Below are 16,392 nucleotides of genomic sequence, written 5' to 3' on the forward strand. Positions count from 1 at the left end.
GAACGGTGCTCAGGTGCCCGTGAACGGTGTCGTGCGCGGCTGGCCCGGCAGCAGCCGGGAGATCCAGCGGCGCAGGCCCTCGTGCCGGACGGCGCCGTGCTCGTCCCGGGGCAGCGCGCTCACCAGTTCCAGCCGGGTCGGCAGGAACGCCTCGCCGGTGCCGCCCCCGGCCAGGTGCTCGCGCAGCTCCAGCAGCGCGGGCGGAGGCTGGTCCGACGCGGGCACCACCACGGCGCAGGTGCGCTCGCCGAGGTCCGGATCCGTGTGGGCGACGACCGCCGCCTCGGCCACGGCCGGATGCTCCAGCAGTTCCCGTTCGATCCGGTCCACCGGCGCCATGAAGATGCTGCCGGTGCGGGTGCCGGCCCGTTCGGTCACCCGGATCCCGCCCAGGCCGTCGCCGAGCGCCGTGTCGCCCGTGCCGAGCCAGCCGTCGCCGTCCGCCCAGGTCGCGACCGGGGTCGGCTCGCCGTGGTGCCACCGCGCCAGGCACACCGAGGGGCCGCGCACGCGCAGCGCGCCCGCCTTCGCGCCGGCGTGGCCCGGGCGGGGGAGCACCGAGATCTGGAGGCCGTCCAGCGGCAGTCCGTCGCTGCGGCCCTCGCGCTCGGCCGGGGTGTCGCCCTTCGTCAGGGTGCCCATGCCGACCTCGGGCGCGCCCCACAGGGTCCGCACCGAGGTGTCGAGCGCCCGGCCGAGGTCGTCCAGCAGCGGGCCCGGGGTGCCGGTCCGGCCGCCGGACAGGACCAGTCGCAGGCGGTGCGGGGTGCGCGGGCGGCGGCGCTGCGCGGCCAGCACCTCCGTCCAGTACACCGGGGCGGCGTAGGCCTGGTCGACGGCCGCCGTGTCGAGCAGGTCGAGGCAGACGTCCGGGTCCCACACGTCCTGGCAGACCCCGGTGCCGCCGACCGCCAGCGGCCAGTACACCGTGTACAGCAGCGAGGCCAGCGAGGTCAGGGGCAGCGCGGAGTAGAACACCTCCCCGGGGCGGCGGCCCGGCCCGGTGGGGTCGTGCTGCGCGCTGATGTTGGCGTACAGCGTGTTCGGGGTGTGCAGGACGCAGGAGGCGGCGGCGTCCACGTTCATCACCGAGACGGCGAGGGCGGGCCGGTCGGCGTCGGCGCGCGGCTGCGGCGGGCGCAGGGCCCGTTCGTGGGGGGTGCGCAGGAAGTGGGTCGTGAAGTCCACCGCTCCGGTGGCCGCGGCGTCCCCCAGGACCACCCGGTGGCGCAGCCACGGCAGGTCGGCGGCCAGATCCGCCAACGCCTCGGCGTGCGGATGGCCTTCCCAGACGTCCGGCACGACGCACACCCGGGCGCCGGTCAGCCGCAGCGTCTGCGCCAGCTCGTGGGTGCGCACCGTCGGCAGGACGGGCGCCGCGACCGCGCCGAGGCGCAGGCAGGCCAGGGTCAGCGCGGTGGTCTCCCACCAGTTGGGCAGCTGGTAGGCGACGGGATCGCCCTCGCGAACCCCGAGTGCGTACAGGGCGGCGGCGAACCGCTCGACGTAGGCGGCGAGTTGGGCGTAGCCGACGGTCTGGACGCGGCGGCCGGCCGGGCGGTGCAGCCGGTGCGCGATCACCGCCGGGCGCTCGGGGGCGCGGGCGGCGGTGCGCAGCAGGTCGTGCAGGAAGGTCTCGGTGCGCCACCAGCCCTCGGCCCGGTAGCCCTCGGCGACGTGCGGCGGGACGGTGACGGCGTCGAGGACGGCCGGGGTCAGGCCGGGGCCGGCCGCGGCGGCCCGGGGGTTCACGGCCGCCGCCCGAGGGACCAGGCGACCTGCACGCGGGAGGTGCAGCCCAGGCGGCGCATCACCTGACGCACGTGGTTGACCGCCGTCCACTCCGACAGGCCGAGGCGTTCGGCGATCTGACGATTCGTCAGACCCTCCGAGACCAGCATCGCCACTTGGAGCTGGCGTGGGGTGAGCTGCTGCTGGTCCTTGTCCTCGGCCTCCTTGGCGGGGCGGCCGGCCTCGGGCGCGGACAGTGCCTCCAGGACGGCCTCGGCCGGGTCCAGGCGCAGGCCCTCGGCGTGGGCGACGGTGAAGCCGGTCCAGCCCAGGCGGGCGCGCAGGCCGCCGAGCGCCTCGTCGAGGGCCGTGCCGGTGGGGGTGTCGGGCGCCGTGCCGAGGCACTGGCGCAGGCGGGTCGCGGCGGCGATCAGCCGGACGACCCGCGGCTGCTGGGTCGGTGCCGCGGCGAGCGTCAGCAGGGCGAACGACTCCAGAGCGGTGGGCAGTTCGGTCCGTTCGCCGTTGGTGCGGTGGAGGGCGAGGCACTCGCGCAGGTGGCGGTCGGCCTCGGCGTGGTCGCCCCGGTCCGTGGCGACGGCCGCGGCCAGGTGGAGCGCCTGCGCCAAGCCCCGGCCGTCGCGGGTGCGGCGGGCGCCGGTCAGCGCGCGCTCCAGTGCGGCGACGGCGGGCCGCAGCTGGCCCTGCGCCCGGAGCGTGCGGGCCAGCGCGGTGGCCGTCCGGGCGGCCTGGCCCGCCGCGCCCATCGACTCCTGGGCGGCCAGCGCCGACTCCAGGGCGGCGCGCGCGGCCGGCAGGTCGCCCGCCGCCAGCTGGGCCGAGCCGAGCCGGGCGGTGGCCAGGGCGACGAGCCGGCGGTCGCCGGCGCGCCGGCCCGCCGCCTGGGCCTGCCGGTGGCGCTCGGCGGCGTCGGCCGGGTCGCCGAGGGCGAGGGCCAGGGTGCCGGAGGCGTCGGTGAGTTGGGCGGTGAGCTGTTCGGGCAGGCCGGTGGTGGCGGCGAGGCGGTCGTACCGGTCGAGCCCCTCGCGCAGCAGCCCCCGGGCCAGCCAGGACTCCAGGCAGGCGACCGCCGTGGCTGCTGCGGCCTGGTGGGCGCCGCGCTCCTGGAAGCGGTCCAGCGCGGCCTCGATGTTCGGCCCCTCGGCGGCCAGCACGCCGAGCCAGTGGGCCTGTTCGGTCCCGGCCAGGCGGGGCGCGGCGGCGGCCACCAGCTGCTGGTACCGCTCGGCGTGCTGGTCGCGGACGGAACCGTCCAGCAGCGCAAGGCAGTTGGAGCGCACCGGCTCGGGGACGACGAACCGGGGCCCGGCGACGGTGACCACACCGTGGTCCAGCAGCGATTCGAAGGCCGCCGCGTCCGGGCGCTCGACGGCGCTAGCGGCGAACCCGCCGACGTGGACGGCCAGCCGCTCCAGCAGCGCCAGTTCGGACGGATCCAGCCCCGCGCAGTGCCACTGCGCGAGAGCCGCCAGCGAACGGTGCCGCGCCGGCGCGTACGCGGGACCCCCGGCCAGCGAGCTCACCCCGGCGCGGCGCAGCTGGTCCAGCAACTCCTGCGGCTGGAACAGCCGCAACCGTCCGGCCGCCAACTCGACGGCCAGCGGCAGCCCTTCGAGCAGCCGGCAGAGGTCCGCGACGGCGGTGGCGTTCTCCTCCGTCAGTGCGAACCCCGGCCGCGCCTGGGCCGCTCGCCGCACGAAGAGCGCCACCGAGGGCACCCGGAGCAGTTCGTCCGGACTGTCCCCCACCTCGTCGCCGGGCACCGCCAGCGGGCCGACCGGCACCAGCTGCTCGCCGTACAGCCCGAGCGGCCGCAGGGCGGTCGCGAGCACCGTCAGGCCCGGTTCGGCGTCCAGCAACGCCGCCAGCGCGGCCGGATCGGGACGCCCGTCGTGGTCGCACCCGTCGAGCACGAGCAGCCGCCGCCCGGCGGGCTCGTCGGTGCCGGTGCTTCCGGCGTCCTGGCCGGTGGTTCCGGCGTGTCGGCCGGGCCCGGCGTCGGACGTGCCCCGAAGGGCCCGGGCCGCGCGGGCGATGCGCTCGGCGGATGCGGCCGGATCGTCGGTGCTGCCGAGGTCCGGTGTGGCCACCGCCCGGAACGCGCCGCGGGCGGCTCGGGCCGCGTGTTCCGCCAGCCGGCTCTTGCCGACGCCCGCCGGCCCGATCAACGTGATCAGCCGGATCCCCGGATCGTGCAGCCGCCCGTCCAGCGCGAGCAGATCGGCCTCCCGCCCGATCGGCCCGGCAGTCGCGGCCGTCGGCGCCGGAGGACCGGCAGGCCCGGCCGCCGCAGGCACGTACGGGGTGGCAACGCTGGTCTCCACGGTCATCCTTCCCTCCCGGCTGCAGTGCTCGGCTCGTTCGCGGTCGGCACGCCGGCTACCGGCGGGCACGGGTGTGCTGAGCGTGTTGCGGTGTCGATGGTCATCACTCGCTCCCGACGCCGGCGAGCACGTCCCCGTCGACGGGGGTGCGGACGGCCGTCGCCGGTGGGCGGAGGCGCCAGAGGCCGGGGCGGATCTCGAGGGCCTCCGGGGAGTCGTCGACGGTGCGCAGGCGGCGGCGGGCGTAGGACTCCAGCCGGGGGTCGCGGAGGGCCGCGGCGATACGGGCGCATTCGGCGAACGACTCGCGGGCCGCCTCGGGGGTGCCGCGTTCCAGGGCCACCAGGGCCAGGGCGCGGTGGAGTTCGAAGTGGCTGCGGCCGGGCGGGCCGTCGTGGAGTGCGGCGGTGGCGGGGTCGAGGAGCGCGCGGGCCTCGTCGGCGGCGCCCTCGTCGAGCAGGAGCTCCGCCTGCCCGACCAGGATGCGGGCGTACTCGGCCGGGTCCGTGGCCAGCCGGGCGGCCTGCCGGTAGCAGTCGGCGGCGCGGGTCAGATCCCGCTGGTACCAGGCGAGTTCGCCGATCGAGCGGAGCATCCTGGCCTCCGCGCGGCGGTCGCCGCCGCGCCGGGCGGCGTCGAGGGCGAGTCTGTGGGCGGTGGCCCAGTCGTCCCAGGCGCCGTCGCGTTCCAGGGGGATGCTCAGGGCGTCGGCGAGGCGGACGGTCAGCGGCCACAGGCCGGCCTCGTGGGCGGCCCGCAGCGCGTACACCAGTTCGATGCGGCGGGGCGGGCCCTCGGGTGCGACGACCGAGGCGCCGGGCATGCGGGCGGCGGCCTCGGCCTCCTGCGCGTACCACTCGCACATGCGAGCCGTGGCCGCGCGGACGGTCCGCGTGCCGTCCTGCTCGGCCAGCAGGTGCCGCGCCAGCAGCCGCAGCAGCTCGTGCTGGGCATAGGCGTCCGCGCCGACCGGGGCCAGCAGGTGCCGCCCCACCAGCGCTTCGGCGAGGACGGCCGCCTCGACCGGATCGCGCCCGAGGACGGCGGCCGCGGCGCCGAGCCCGAACCGGCCGCGCGGCAGCAGGCCGAGCAGCCGGAAGGCGTCCCGCTCGCCGTCGGCCAGCCGCGCGTAGGCGCCGTGCAGCCGGGCCCGGACGTCGAGGCCGCCGACGCGCAGGACCGTGAGGCGGGTGCGTTCCTCGCGCAGCCGGGCGGCGAAGGCGGCGGCGGTGAGTTCGGGGCGGGCGGCCAGGTGGGCGGCGACGGTGCGCAGGGCGAGCGGGAGGCCGCCGCAGAGGCGGGTGATCTCGTCGGCCGCGGCGTGGTCGGGCGTGCCCAGCAGCTGCCGGGCCTCGGACCGGGTGAGGCCGCCGAGGACGACCGGCAGCATTCCGGCGGGGCCGGTGGGCGCGAGCCGGCCGGTGACCAGCGCGGTGCTGCCGGGCGTGGTCGGCAGCAGGGGGCGGATCTGCTCCTCGGTGGCGGCGTGGTCGAGGACGAGCAGCATGCGGCGCCGGGCGAGCAGCAGTTGCAGCTCCTCCACCGGTTCCCGGACCGGCGCGGCCCCGGCCCGCCGCAGCAGCGCCGCCGCCGCCTCGACGGGCCCCAGCTGCGGCCCGTGCGAGGGGCGCAGGTCGAGGTAGACGAGCCCGTGCGGGAAGGCGTCGGCGACCCGGCGGGCCGCGACGGCGGCCACCGCCGAGGTGCCGCTGCCGGGCATGCCGAGGACGGCGACCCAGCCGCCCGGCGGGGCGGTGAGCAGCAGGTGCTCGATCTGGTCGAGCTGTTCGGCGCGGCCGGTGAAGCCGGGGTCGGGCGCGGGCAGCAGGCTGACCGGGGCGGTCACCGCCGGCTCCTCGGCCACCGGCGATGCGTCCAACGCCGGTGCCAGGTCGGCGAGTTCGGCCCGTCCTGGCGGCAGCAGCGCCTCGTCGCCGTCCAGGACCTGCTGCTGCAGGCGGCGCAGCCGGGGGCCGGGCTCGATGCCGAGTTCGTCGATGAGGGTGCGGCGCACGTGCGAGTACACCCGCAGCGCCTCGGCCTGCTGCCCGCTGCGGCACAGGGCCAGCATCAGCTGGGCGTGGAACTCCTCGCGCAACGGGTGCTCGGTGGTCAGCGCCTGGAGCTCGCTGACCAGCGCGGCGCCGCGGCCGAGGTGCAGTTCGGCGAGGATGCGCTGCTCGACGGCGGCCAGGCGCGCCTCGCCGAGCCGGGTGGCGGCGCTCTCCAGCAGCAGGCCGTGCGGGGTGTCGGAGAGCAGCGGGCCGCGCCAGAGCCGGGTGGCGCGCTGTTCGAGTTCGACGGCGCGGGCGTACCTGGCCTCCTCCAGTGCGGTGGTGGCCTGTTCGTGCAGCTCGGTGAAGACGGTGGCGTCCAGCTCGTCGGTGCGGGCGGCGAGCAGGTAGCCGGGGCTGCGGGTGAGGAGGGTGCCGGGACCCTGGTTCGCGTCGGCGGCGCGCAGCAGCTTGCGCAGGTGGGAGACGTACACGTGGAGGGTGCTGGTGGCGGTGCGCGGCGGGGCGTCGGGCCACAGCTCGTCGATCAGGCTGTCGACCGACACGACCTCGTTGGCGCGGACCAGAAGGGTGCCCAGGACGGCCCGGAGTTTGGGGGCGCGCGGCACCCTGCTCCCGGCGTCGGGAGCGTCCGGGTCGCCGGCGATCTCCAGCGGCCCCAGTATCCGGAACCTCATGTGCGGCGGCCTCTCAGAAATCCTGGACCACGACGGTGCGCGCCTCGGCCACGGTCCGGCGGCACTGGGTGAGCGTGACGGTGACCGGTACGGACGGGCGGCCGTGGGCGTCGCGCCCGACCGGTTCGGCGGTGGCCAGGCAGCGCAGCGGCAGCGCGGCCTCGGCCTCGCTGCGGAAGCGCACCTCGAGGGAGGCCAGGACGCAGCGCGAGGCGGTCAGCCCGCGGCTGCGTCCGGCGGCCAGCAGGGAGGCCTGGCGCAGGGATTCGAGCAGGTGCAGGCCGGGCAGCCGCTCGTCGCCGGCGGCGAAGACGGCGCCGACGTCCCGGGTGAGCACCCAGGTGCTGAGCCGGTCGCGGGAGTCCGGTTCGGGCCGGGCGACGACGACATTCGCGGCGCTGGCGCGGCCGACGGCGGCTGGGTCGGCGGCGAGCACCGGGCCGCTGGGGCGGTCGTCGAGTTCCGGGGTGGCGCGGACGGCCCGGCGGTTGTGGGCGCGCAGGTTCCCGTACAGCTTCGGCATCAGGAAGACCAGGCCGGCCGAGCCGGTCGCGCAGGGGGTGCCGTCCACCCGGGCCAGCAGCTGGAAGTCCAGGCCGCGCGGGACGCCGTTGACCACGTTGGCCGGGGTGGCGCGGATCTCGGTGCTCAGCCGGGGCCGGGTGCCGGGCACGACGCGCCAGGGGGCGAGGTCGGTGAGGGTCAGCGCGAAGCTGTGGAACAGGCCGGTGCGGTCGGCCGGGACGCCGAAGTAGCGGTGCCCGACGAACTCGCCGACCTCCCGGACCGACTCGGTCACCGTCTGGACGTCGTGGAAGATTCCCGGCCCGTCGTTGAACAGCGGGTGCCGGCCGGGCAGTTCGCCGGTCAGCGTGAAATGCTCGTCGCCCAGGCTGGGGGCGTCCAGCAGGTAGTTCTCCCAGGACGGCGGGCAGTGGACCAGGTGCCGGGTGCCGCTGTCGTGGGCGCGCCGCCCGCGGTGTGCGGACGGCCTGCCGGCCATCGTGGTGACATCCGTCATGGTTTCTCCTCGCGTCGGCACGGACCCGTGCCCGGACCATCAGCGTGCGCGGCGGAAACGGACGGGGGCCACCGCAGCGCGCTGGCAGCATGTTGCACGGCCAGTACTCCGGCGGTACCGGCGCCTTCGCGCGGGTAACGGGAGGATCGGCGGATTCCGGCCCGCGGGAGCTTGAACGGACGCTCCCGGTCGCCGTGGTGTCAGTTGCTGCGGTGCAACTTGCGGTCAGCGGCCGGGCACCGGGCCGGGCCGGTGATCGCTCCTAAGCTGATCGGCGGAGCGTGACCGACGGGTCGTCCGCAGCTCGTCTGCCGTCGGCTGCCGTCGTGATCCACTCCCATCTGCGTGACCTACGGGGGATCAAATCATGCTGATCGGTCGTGAGTCGGAACTCGCCGAGATAGACAACGCACTCGCCGCCGGCCGCTCCGGCTCCGGCCGGATACTGCTGCTGGAGGGGGCGGTGGGCTGCGGCCGGAGCGAACTCACCGAGACGGTCGCCGAACGGGCCACCGCCGCCGGGGCACTGGTGCTGCGCGCCATCGCCACGGAGGGCGAACGCGAGCTGGAACTGGGCGTGATCGCCCAGCTCGCCGCCTGCGCGGCCGATCGCGAACCGGGGCTCGCGCCCGCGCCCGCCCCGTCGCTGGCGGCCCGGGTGGAGGCGATGCAGGCGTTCTGCACCGCCGTGCAGCGGCTCAGCGCGAGCGCGCCCGTCGTCGTCTGCGTCGACGACCTGCACCACGCCGACGAGCTGTCCCGCCGCTACCTGCTGCACCTCGCCCGCCGCAGCCGGGCGCAACGCCTGGTGCTGGTGCTCTCCGAGTCGATCCACGCGTGCAGCGACGACCCGGTGTTCCGCACCGAGCTGCTGCGGCTGCCCAACTTCCGCCGGATGCGGCTGGAGCGGCTGGACCGGACGGCCGTCGCCGAGGCGCTGCGGGGGAGCGCCGACGAGGCGGCGGCGGGCGCGCTGGCGGACGCGTCCGGCGGCAGCCCGCTGCTGCTGCGCGCCCTGCTGGAGGAGTACCGCGCGACCGGACGGACCGAGCCGTCCCCGAGCGGGCCGTTCGGCCAGGCCGTGATCGCCTGCCTGCACCGCTGCCCGACGGCCACCCGACAGGTGGTCGAGGCCCTGGCGGTGCTCGGCGAACTCGCCACGGCCGAACTGGCCGGACGCCTGCTGGACGTGGCACAGGCCGCCGTCACCCGGGAGCTGGCCGGGCTCGACGCGGCGGGCTTCACCGCCGACGCCCAGGTACGGCACCCGGCCGCCCGCGCCGCCGTCCTCGACTGGATGGACCCGGAGGCCCGCGGGTCGCTGCACCGCACCGCCGCCGCCCTCGCCCAGCGCCGCGGCCTGCCGGCCCGCGCGGTCGCGGCCCAACTGCTCGCCGCCGGCGGGCCGATGCCCGAGTGGGCGCCGCCCGTGCTGTGCGCCGCCGCCGAGCAGCTGCTCGCCGAGGGCGCCGTCGACCGCGCGGTGGCCTGCCTCGACCTCGCCTTCCGCGGCAGCACCGACGAGGAGCAGCGGTCCCGCTTCCGGATCAGGATCGCGGCCGCCGCCGGGCGCACCGACCCCGGCGCGGCCGAACGCCACCTGACCGAGCCGCTGCGGCTGCTGCGCGACGGCCGGCTGGACACCGACGGCCTGGTGCCGCTCGCCCGGCTGCTGACCGTCCAGGGGCGCATCGACGAGGCCGTCGAGGTGATGGAGCGCCTCACGCCCGTCCCGCCGCCGCCCGGAGCCGCCGGCCGGCCCGCCCGCAGCCGGCGGCTCGACCCGCTGGACGGCCTGACCGCCTTCCCGCAGTGGGCCGAGGCCGGCTCCCCGGTCGCCCTGTGGCGGGTGCCCGAGTACACGCCCGGCAGCGGCGCCACCGCCACCGTCGAGAAGTTCCTGCGCGGGGTGAACCTGACCGACGGCACCCTGCCCTCGGTGGCCCAGGCCGTCCGCTGCCTCCTCCACGGCGACGACCCGGCCTCGGCCGCCACCTGGAGCCAGGTGTTCCAGGCCGAGGCCGCCCGCAGCGGCGCCGTCGGCTGGGAGGCCCTGTTCACCGCCCTGAACGCCGAAGCCCGGCTCTGCCAGGGCGACCTCGTCGCCGCCGAGCAGGGCGCCCGGGCCGCACTGGCACTGCTGCCCGAGGGCCCCGAGGGCGTGGACAGCCTCTTCGCCGCAGGCGTCACCGCGACACTCGTCCGCGCCCAGACCGCCCTGGCCCGCCACGACGACGCGGCCCGCGAGCTCTCCCGGGCACAGCCCGACAGCCTCGCCGGCTCGATGCCCGGGCTCGCCTACCTGCGGGCGCGCGCCCAGCACCACCTGGCCGTCAACCGCTTCCACGCCGCGCTCGGCGACTTCCTCGACATCGGCCGCACCATGAGACGCTGGGGCGTCGACCGCCCGCTGCTGCTGCCCTGGCGCACCGGCGCGGCCGAGGCCCTCCTCCGGCTCGGCGAGGTCGGCCAGGCCGCGCGCTTCGTCGCCGATCAGCTCGCCTCGGCCGACGCCCGCCACCCCAAGGTCTCCGGCACCACGCTGCGCCTCCAGGCCGCGCTCAGCGAACCCAAGGAACGCCAGGCCCTGCTCACCCGCGCCGTCGAGGACCTGCGCCGCTGCGGCGACCGCTACGAACTCGCCCTCGCCCTCGACGACTTCGGGCAGGTGCTGAAGGAACGCGGCGACACCGGGCGGGCCGAGATCGTGCTGCGCCGCGCCTGGCACCTCGCCCGCGAATGCGGCGCCGAGACCCTGCACGACCAGGTGCTCAACCGGCCCGCCCAGCTGGAGGAGCGCCCGCCGGCCCCCACCGCGGGCCTGGCTGGCAGCGAACCGGGCGCCGCACTCAGCGACTCCGAACGCCGGGTGGCGATCCTCGCCGTCCACGGCTGCACCAACCGGGAGATCGCGGTCAAGCTGTTCATCACCGTCAGCACCGTCGAACAGCACCTCACCCGCGTCTACCGCAAGCTCGACATCAGCGGCCGCCAGGCCCTGCCCATGGCACTCGGCGCCGCCGTGTAGACCGCGTGACCCGCCGACCCGCCGCGCCTCCGCCCGCACACCCGGGCGGGGGCGCCTCGTCGTGTGCAGCGTTGGGGGGCTGCTCCTTCAGGCCCGTCAACCGCCAGGCCCGTCAACCGAGTCCTACCCGTGGCGCCGTCTCTGCGTCGCCCCGCCGGCGCAGCCGTTTCTTTAGCCACTCGGGCCACACTCCGAGCATCCACCTTCAGCACAACCGCACTTCAACGGGGAGCACTGTGATGAACCAGGCCGAACGCCTGCGCACCGTCGAGGACTTCGTCCGCCAGGAACTGATCGGGCAGGAGACCGCGCTCGACTCGCTGGCCGACGCACCGCTGCCGCTCTACAAGTCGTTCATGGACACCGGGCTCGCCAACTGGTGGCTGCCCGAGCAGTACGGCGGGCAGGCCGTCAGCCTGGAGGACAGCGTGCGGATGGTGTCCGCGCTCAGCTACGGCGACGCGGGCGCGGCCTTCAGCCTCTTCATGACGGTGCTGGCGACGAGCATGGTCAACCTGTACGGCAGCCCCGAGCTCAAGCAGAAGTACCTGCCCGGCCTGGTCGCCCACCCGGGCTTCTGCGCGACGCTCGGCAGCGAGCACGAGGCCGGCAGCGAACTGGGCCGGATGACCACCACCGTCCGCCGCGAGGGCGACGAGCTGGTGCTGGATGGGAAGAAGGCGTTCTCCACCAACACCGGCTTCGCCCGCTTCGTCGTCGTGATCGCCCGCTCGGCGGACGACCCGGGCGACTACCTGGCGATCGTGGTGCCGCGGGACACCCCGGGGCTCGTCGTCGAGAAGCGCTGGGACGTGATCGGGGTGCGCTCCTCGGCGACGTACGAGGTGTCGCTGCGGAACTGCCGGGTGCCCGCCGACCACGCCCTCAAGGGCAACGGCCTGCGCCTGCTGGAGATCGGCCTCAACGCCAGCCGCATCCTCATCGCCACCACCGCCCTCGGCATCGCCCGCCGGGTCCGCGACCTGTGCATGGACTACGCCGCGACCAAGCAGGTCAAGGGCGCCCCGCTGGAGGACAACGCCGTCTTCGCCGGCCGGCTCGGCCAGTTCGAGATGCAGATCGAGGTGATGACCCGCCAGTGCCTGGCCGCGGCGCGCGAGTGGGACGAGATCGCCGCCCGCCCGGACGCCGCCCAGGAGTTCTACCGCCGGGGCACGCTGAAGTCCGCCCTGGCCGCGAAGATGTTCTGCGGCCAGACCGGCTTCCAGATCGCCGCCGCCGCCTCGGAGATGTTCGGCGGGATGGGCTACACCCACGACTCGATCATCGGCAAGCTGCTGCGCGACGTGCGCTACGTCTCCATCATCGAGGGCGGCGACGACGTCCTCCGCGAGCTCGTCTACAACCGCTACGTCCTTCCGGCCGCCAACCGGGGCTGAATCCCGTAACGACTTCCGGGGCCGGTTCATGGGAACCGGCCCCGGACGTCGTCCATCCACGCAGCCTGCGTGCCCGCGATGCGGTCGCAGTCATCACCTCCCAATTCCGTTTCGCAAAAAAGGTTCTGACGGACCTGCAACCTCCGCGCACCCCGCACGTCTATGGAAGCGAGACGGCGGGGAGGCCCGGGTGTCTCGCTTCGAACCGCATCCGTACGGGATCCACAGGATCCACAGGGGGGAACCAACCATGAACATCCACACCGCCGCCAAGCGCCGCCTCGGCTCCGCCGCCGCCGTGCTCGCCCTCGGCCTGGGGGGCGGGCTGCTGGCCGCCGCACCGGCCTCGGCCTCGGGTTTCGTCCCGCTCTCGGCCGACTCCGCCGTGGAGATCCGGGCCGCCTTCAGCGGCAAGTGCCTGGAGGTCGCGGACTCGCGCACGGACGACGGCGCGCCCGTGCGCCAGGCGGCCTGCACGGGCGACGACAACCAGCAGTGGCAGGTCCGCAACGGCTACGTCGTCAACGTCAACAGCGGCAAGTGCCTGGAGGCGCCGGGCTGGAGCACCGCCGCGGGGACGGCGATCGACCAGTGGACCTGCAACGGCGGCGACAACCAGCGCTGGGGGAAGGTCAACGTCAACGGCGACACCCAGGCCGTCGTCAACTTCCACAGCGGCCTCCTCCTCGACGTCGCCGGCGCGAACGCGAACGACGGCACCCCGGTGATCCAGTGGTACGCGGACAACCACGCGAACCAGCGCTGGAGCCTCAACCCCGCTGGCTGACTGGCCATCAGGCCGTGGGGTCCGTGTTGATCAGCCGAGTTGTCGAGGTGGCTCTGGGACACAGGGGCGATCTGACGGACTCCCGGCAGGAGCGGATTCGGCCGCTCCTGCCGGTGCCGTCTGCTGCGGCTCCAGCGAGCCATCGACAGCCGATCCTGGTGGCCTACCGCACGACCGGGAGCACCTCGGTGCTCCGAATCTCGAAACGACGTCCGGGGCCGGTTCGTGGGAACCGGCCCCGGACGCTTTTCCGGCCTCGCCCGACTCAGCCGTGTTGGGTCAGGTCGTGGCGGCGAGTTCGCTCCGTGCGTGGTGGATGAAGTCGGCCACGCGAGGCTCCGCCTTCCATTCACCGAGTGCGCCCACGAAGTCCGAGATGTAGCCGCAGGCCCGGGAAGACCGTACTCGGCCGAGCACTTTGACGGCTTGATGGCCCATGGCGAGTCCCTGGTCGAGATCGCGCTGCTGAAGGTGGGCGGTGCCCAACACGGCGTACCTGATGCCCACCGCCCGGGTGTACCGGCCGGCGGGCATGGCGTCGGCCTGCTGGTTCCAGACGAAGGCGGCGCGGGGGTTGCGCAGGTCGCGGTAGATCTCGGTGGCGTCGGCGGAGATCCGCTCGTGGGTGAAGTACGCGAGCCAGTCCGGGTCGTTGCCGCCGGGCTGGATCGTCTCCAGGAGGGTCTCCGACTGCCGCAGGGCGGAGGACGCGGCCGCGGCGTCGCCGAGCCTGCCATGGGCTCGGGCCTCGGCCAGCTTCGCGAAGGCCAGGACGCGCGGGGCTGCGACTCCTTTGCCCCGTTCGGAGGCGCCCTGGGCCATGTCGACGGCCTGGTCGGGATAGCCGCCGAGACAGGTCTGCAGGGCCATGGTCGCCAGGATGTACGAGCCGGCCTGGACGTCGCCGCCGGCCCGTGCCATTGCCAGAGCCTGGATGAAGTAGCGCTGCGCCGCGTGATGTTGGCCGACGTCAAACGCGGACCACCCCACCACCCGGGACAGCTCGGCGGTGGCGGAGAACAGCTCCCTGCCAACCGCCTCCGTGTAGGTGCCGTTCAGCAGCGGGGCGGCCTGGTGGGTGAGGCACTGGCTGACGGAGGAGGACTTCCAGTGCCCGCCGCCGAACCTGCTGTCCTGGAGTCGGGCGTCCTCGGCAGCCGCCCACAACTCCTCGACATCGCTCTGGCCGACGTGCCGGGTACCCCGGTGCGCCGTCGGAGCCGTGGACGGGACGGCCAGCCAGCGCGTCACCGGAGTCGCGTAGGCGGAGACGGCGAAGCCACCGGTGGTGAGGAAGTGACGACGTTGCACGTTTCTCCAGTAGGTCACGGCGCCGCGCACGGCGGTGGTCGGATCTCTCGGGAAATCCAACCCCATTGCCGCCACCGGATCGTGGACCCCGTCCATGCCGATGTCGGCCTCGCTGACCCGGCGGCCGACGCGCTCGGCCAGCGCAGCGGCCACGAGGGCGGGAATCGGCTCATTGGGCGGGTGGCCGCGGAGCCAGCGCAGAACACTCGTATGGGTGGAGTCGAGCGGCGTCGACTGCGGCTACTTGGCACTGTTGGCCAGGCGCTGGACTCAGCTCAGGAATGTCGACATAGCCGGTACGGTCCGAGGTAGTAGGAAAGCGCGGCCAGTGACGGGCCGTCGGCCACCCCGCCGCTGGTCAGCAGCTTGACCACCTCGACCTCCGGGACCCACTCGACAGCGGTGGCCTCGCTGGCGTCCTCGGGCTTGCCGACCTGCGTGCAGCCGGTGACGTGGTACGAACGGAAGTGCATGTCCGAGATACCAGCGAGGGCGTCGTACTCGGCCATCAACTCGACTCTGCCAGGGCGCCAGCCGGTTTCCTCCTCGACCTCGCGGGCGATCGCTTCTGCCGGGTCCTCGCCCGGGTCGGCCCAGCCGGCGGGAACCTCCCAGCCCCACCGGCCGGTGATGAAACGGTGCCGGTAGATCAGGAGGAACCGCCCCTGCTCGTCGGTGACGACCGAGGTCACCGACGGTCGGGGCATCCGGATGACGTGGTGGTTGATCCGGCCGAGGCCAGGGACGTCCACGTCGTCGAGCCACACCTCAACCCACGCGGAGCCGTACACCCGCTGCCGACCGTACGTCGCCCACTCCATCCCGGGTACTCCTCACGCGCGTGCGAGCTGGTGCTCCGACTCTCTCACGCGCGCTGTGAGCTCGGCCGTCGCCGTCGCCCACGACGACGCTCTCGGTCGGCATCAGGCTGTTGGACTTGGGGCGTTCGAATCGTCCTTGTAGTCACGCCTGGGCATGCTCCACCTTCGGGATCGTTCACACCCACTTACTCGCCCAGCAGGTGCCGGCCGTTGTGGGTCCGGATGCACGGTGCCACGTCGTCCCGAAGCGCGTCCAGCACGCGCACGGCATAGACCTCCGCCATGCGCTCCGAGACCTCCGCGGGCGTGAGCCACTCCACGGCGGTCGACTCGTCCGTGAGTTGGCCGGTCCCGCCTTCGGGGTGGCAGCGGAAGACCAGGGCGACGATTCCGCGCGTCACGTTCTTGTAGACACCGGTGAGCCGCTCCACGCCGACCTTGATCCCGGTCTCCTCGTAGGCCTCCCGGCGCACGCCGTCCTCGACGGCCTCCGTCAGCTCCAGCACGCCACCCGGAGGCTCCCAAGTGCCGTTGTCTGTACGGCGGATCGCGAGAACCCGGCCGTCCTCGCGGACCACGACGCCAGCGACGGACACCGAGTGGAGCGGCGTTGCGCTGTTGGCCATTCGGACTGCTCCCATTCTGTGGCCGATCACCCGGGTGGGTAAGCGGTCACTGGCCGAGGTAGACCTTCTGCCATTCCAGTGAGGTCATCGACAGCGCCACCTCCGCAAGTTGGCGAGCGGATTCGGTCTTGAGGCTGCCGAGACTGCTGTAGATCCAGGGCTGTACGTTCTGGTATCCCTGCTCACGGTACTCCACGGCTTGGAGCAGGCATTCGAGCTTGTCGGCGTCGTGTGCCACGACGACTTCCGGGCTCTCCCCGTTCTCGTACTCCTCCACGACCGCCTGGACACCCGAGACGACGGCCGGATGGGCGGCGCTGATCTGGTCGGCGGTGACCCGTTCGTTGGAGGCGGCGGTCAGGTAGCGGCGACCGATGTGCGGGATGTCGCCGATCCGGGTCTCCTGGGTGTCATGGAAGAGGCAGAGCAGGGCGACCTTCGCCGGGTCGGCGCCCTCCATCATCGCAAGGACCGCGCCGACCAGTCCGGTGCGGAAGGAGTGCTCCGCGATGGTCTCCGGGTCCTTCACCCCCGCGATCCACCAGCCGGACCGCTTGGCCCGCTTGAGCATCCCCGCCTCGAAGAGGTAGCCCGCCGTGCCCTTCGCCTGCATGTCTTCCGTCATGACCA

At 74.5% G+C, this 16,392-nt stretch carries 11 protein-coding genes; 3 read left to right on the forward strand and 8 right to left on the reverse strand.

What is annotated here, in order from left to right; all coding sequences use genetic code 11:
- Nucleotides 1-9 precede the first annotated feature (9 nt).
- From F7Q99_RS22305 to F7Q99_RS22320, 4 genes are all read right to left on the reverse strand, one after another.
- The gene (locus F7Q99_RS22305; protein WP_326846982.1) at nucleotides 10-1,752 is read right to left on the reverse strand and encodes an AMP-binding protein; all 1,743 of its coding nucleotides are present in this window, start codon (nucleotides 1,750-1,752) and stop codon (nucleotides 10-12) included.
- The gene (locus F7Q99_RS22310) at nucleotides 1,749-4,076 is read right to left on the reverse strand and encodes an ATP-binding protein (RefSeq protein ID WP_326846983.1); all 2,328 of its coding nucleotides are present in this window, start codon (nucleotides 4,074-4,076) and stop codon (nucleotides 1,749-1,751) included. Before F7Q99_RS22310 ends, F7Q99_RS22305 begins: the two co-directional genes overlap by 4 nt.
- A gap of 103 nt (nucleotides 4,077-4,179) precedes the next feature.
- Nucleotides 4,180-6,768 (reverse strand): AfsR/SARP family transcriptional regulator, encoded by a 2,589-nt coding sequence (locus tag F7Q99_RS22315; protein WP_230210281.1) that lies wholly within the window; start codon nucleotides 6,766-6,768, stop codon nucleotides 4,180-4,182.
- A gap of 13 nt (nucleotides 6,769-6,781) precedes the next feature.
- Nucleotides 6,782-7,789, reverse strand: coding sequence for an AfsA-related hotdog domain-containing protein (locus F7Q99_RS22320; protein ID WP_153464156.1), 1,008 nt, complete (start codon nucleotides 7,787-7,789; stop codon nucleotides 6,782-6,784).
- Between the two features lie 367 nt (nucleotides 7,790-8,156).
- On the opposite strand from F7Q99_RS22320, the gene F7Q99_RS22325 reads away from it, so the two are divergent.
- The 3 genes from F7Q99_RS22325 to F7Q99_RS22335 all read left to right on the forward strand — a co-directional run bounded on the left by F7Q99_RS22325 (nucleotide 8,157) and on the right by F7Q99_RS22335 (nucleotide 13,004).
- Nucleotides 8,157-10,817, forward strand: a complete 2,661-nt coding sequence (locus F7Q99_RS22325) for a helix-turn-helix transcriptional regulator (protein WP_153464158.1) — start codon at nucleotides 8,157-8,159, stop codon at nucleotides 10,815-10,817.
- 239 nt (nucleotides 10,818-11,056) lie between these two features.
- Nucleotides 11,057-12,217 carry an acyl-CoA dehydrogenase family protein gene (locus F7Q99_RS22330; protein WP_153464160.1) on the forward strand — a complete coding sequence of 387 codons (1,161 nt, stop codon included), beginning with the start codon at nucleotides 11,057-11,059 and terminating at the stop codon, nucleotides 12,215-12,217.
- A gap of 250 nt (nucleotides 12,218-12,467) precedes the next feature.
- Nucleotides 12,468-13,004, forward strand: coding sequence for an RICIN domain-containing protein (locus F7Q99_RS22335; protein ID WP_195911147.1), 537 nt, complete (start codon nucleotides 12,468-12,470; stop codon nucleotides 13,002-13,004).
- Nucleotides 13,005-13,283: 279 nt separating this feature from the next.
- Here the strand turns inward: F7Q99_RS22335 and F7Q99_RS22340 are convergent, their stop codons facing one another.
- The 4 genes from F7Q99_RS22340 to F7Q99_RS22355 form a co-directional block, all read right to left on the reverse strand.
- Nucleotides 13,284-14,468: a sporulation protein gene (locus tag F7Q99_RS22340; RefSeq protein ID WP_326846984.1), complete on the reverse strand. Its 1,185-nt coding sequence runs from the start codon at nucleotides 14,466-14,468 to the stop codon at nucleotides 13,284-13,286.
- Between the two features lie 122 nt (nucleotides 14,469-14,590).
- The gene (locus F7Q99_RS22345) at nucleotides 14,591-15,136 is read right to left on the reverse strand and encodes an NUDIX hydrolase (protein ID WP_153464166.1); all 546 of its coding nucleotides are present in this window, start codon (nucleotides 15,134-15,136) and stop codon (nucleotides 14,591-14,593) included.
- A gap of 185 nt (nucleotides 15,137-15,321) precedes the next feature.
- Nucleotides 15,322-15,762, reverse strand: coding sequence for an NUDIX hydrolase (locus tag F7Q99_RS22350; RefSeq protein WP_153464170.1), 441 nt, complete (start codon nucleotides 15,760-15,762; stop codon nucleotides 15,322-15,324).
- Between the two features lie 46 nt (nucleotides 15,763-15,808).
- Entirely contained in the window at nucleotides 15,809-16,387 is a 579-nt protein-coding gene (locus F7Q99_RS22355; protein ID WP_153464173.1) for an HD domain-containing protein, read from the reverse strand.
- Nucleotides 16,388-16,392 lie beyond the last annotated feature (5 nt).

The organism is Streptomyces kaniharaensis, assembly GCF_009569385.1.
GTDB classification, from domain to species: Bacteria; Actinomycetota; Actinomycetes; order Streptomycetales; family Streptomycetaceae; genus Kitasatospora; species Kitasatospora kaniharaensis.

Bases quoted from the DNA above. Each gene is read 5' to 3' on its own strand.
- F7Q99_RS22315 (WP_230210281.1), bottom strand. From the start codon at position 6,768: ATGAGGTTCCGGATACTGGGGCCGCTGGAGATCGCCGGCGACCCGGAC.
- F7Q99_RS22320 (WP_153464156.1), bottom strand. From the start codon at position 7,789: ATGACGGATGTCACCACGATGGCCGGCAGGCCGTCCGCACACCGCGGG.
- F7Q99_RS22325 (WP_153464158.1), top strand. From the start codon at position 8,157: ATGCTGATCGGTCGTGAGTCGGAACTCGCCGAGATAGACAACGCACTC.
- F7Q99_RS22330 (WP_153464160.1), top strand. From the start codon at position 11,057: ATGAACCAGGCCGAACGCCTGCGCACCGTCGAGGACTTCGTCCGCCAG.
- F7Q99_RS22335 (WP_195911147.1), top strand. From the start codon at position 12,468: ATGAACATCCACACCGCCGCCAAGCGCCGCCTCGGCTCCGCCGCCGCC.
- F7Q99_RS22345 (WP_153464166.1), bottom strand. From the start codon at position 15,136: ATGGAGTGGGCGACGTACGGTCGGCAGCGGGTGTACGGCTCCGCGTGG.
- F7Q99_RS22350 (WP_153464170.1), bottom strand. From the start codon at position 15,762: ATGGCCAACAGCGCAACGCCGCTCCACTCGGTGTCCGTCGCTGGCGTC.
- F7Q99_RS22355 (WP_153464173.1), bottom strand. From the start codon at position 16,387: ATGACGGAAGACATGCAGGCGAAGGGCACGGCGGGCTACCTCTTCGAG.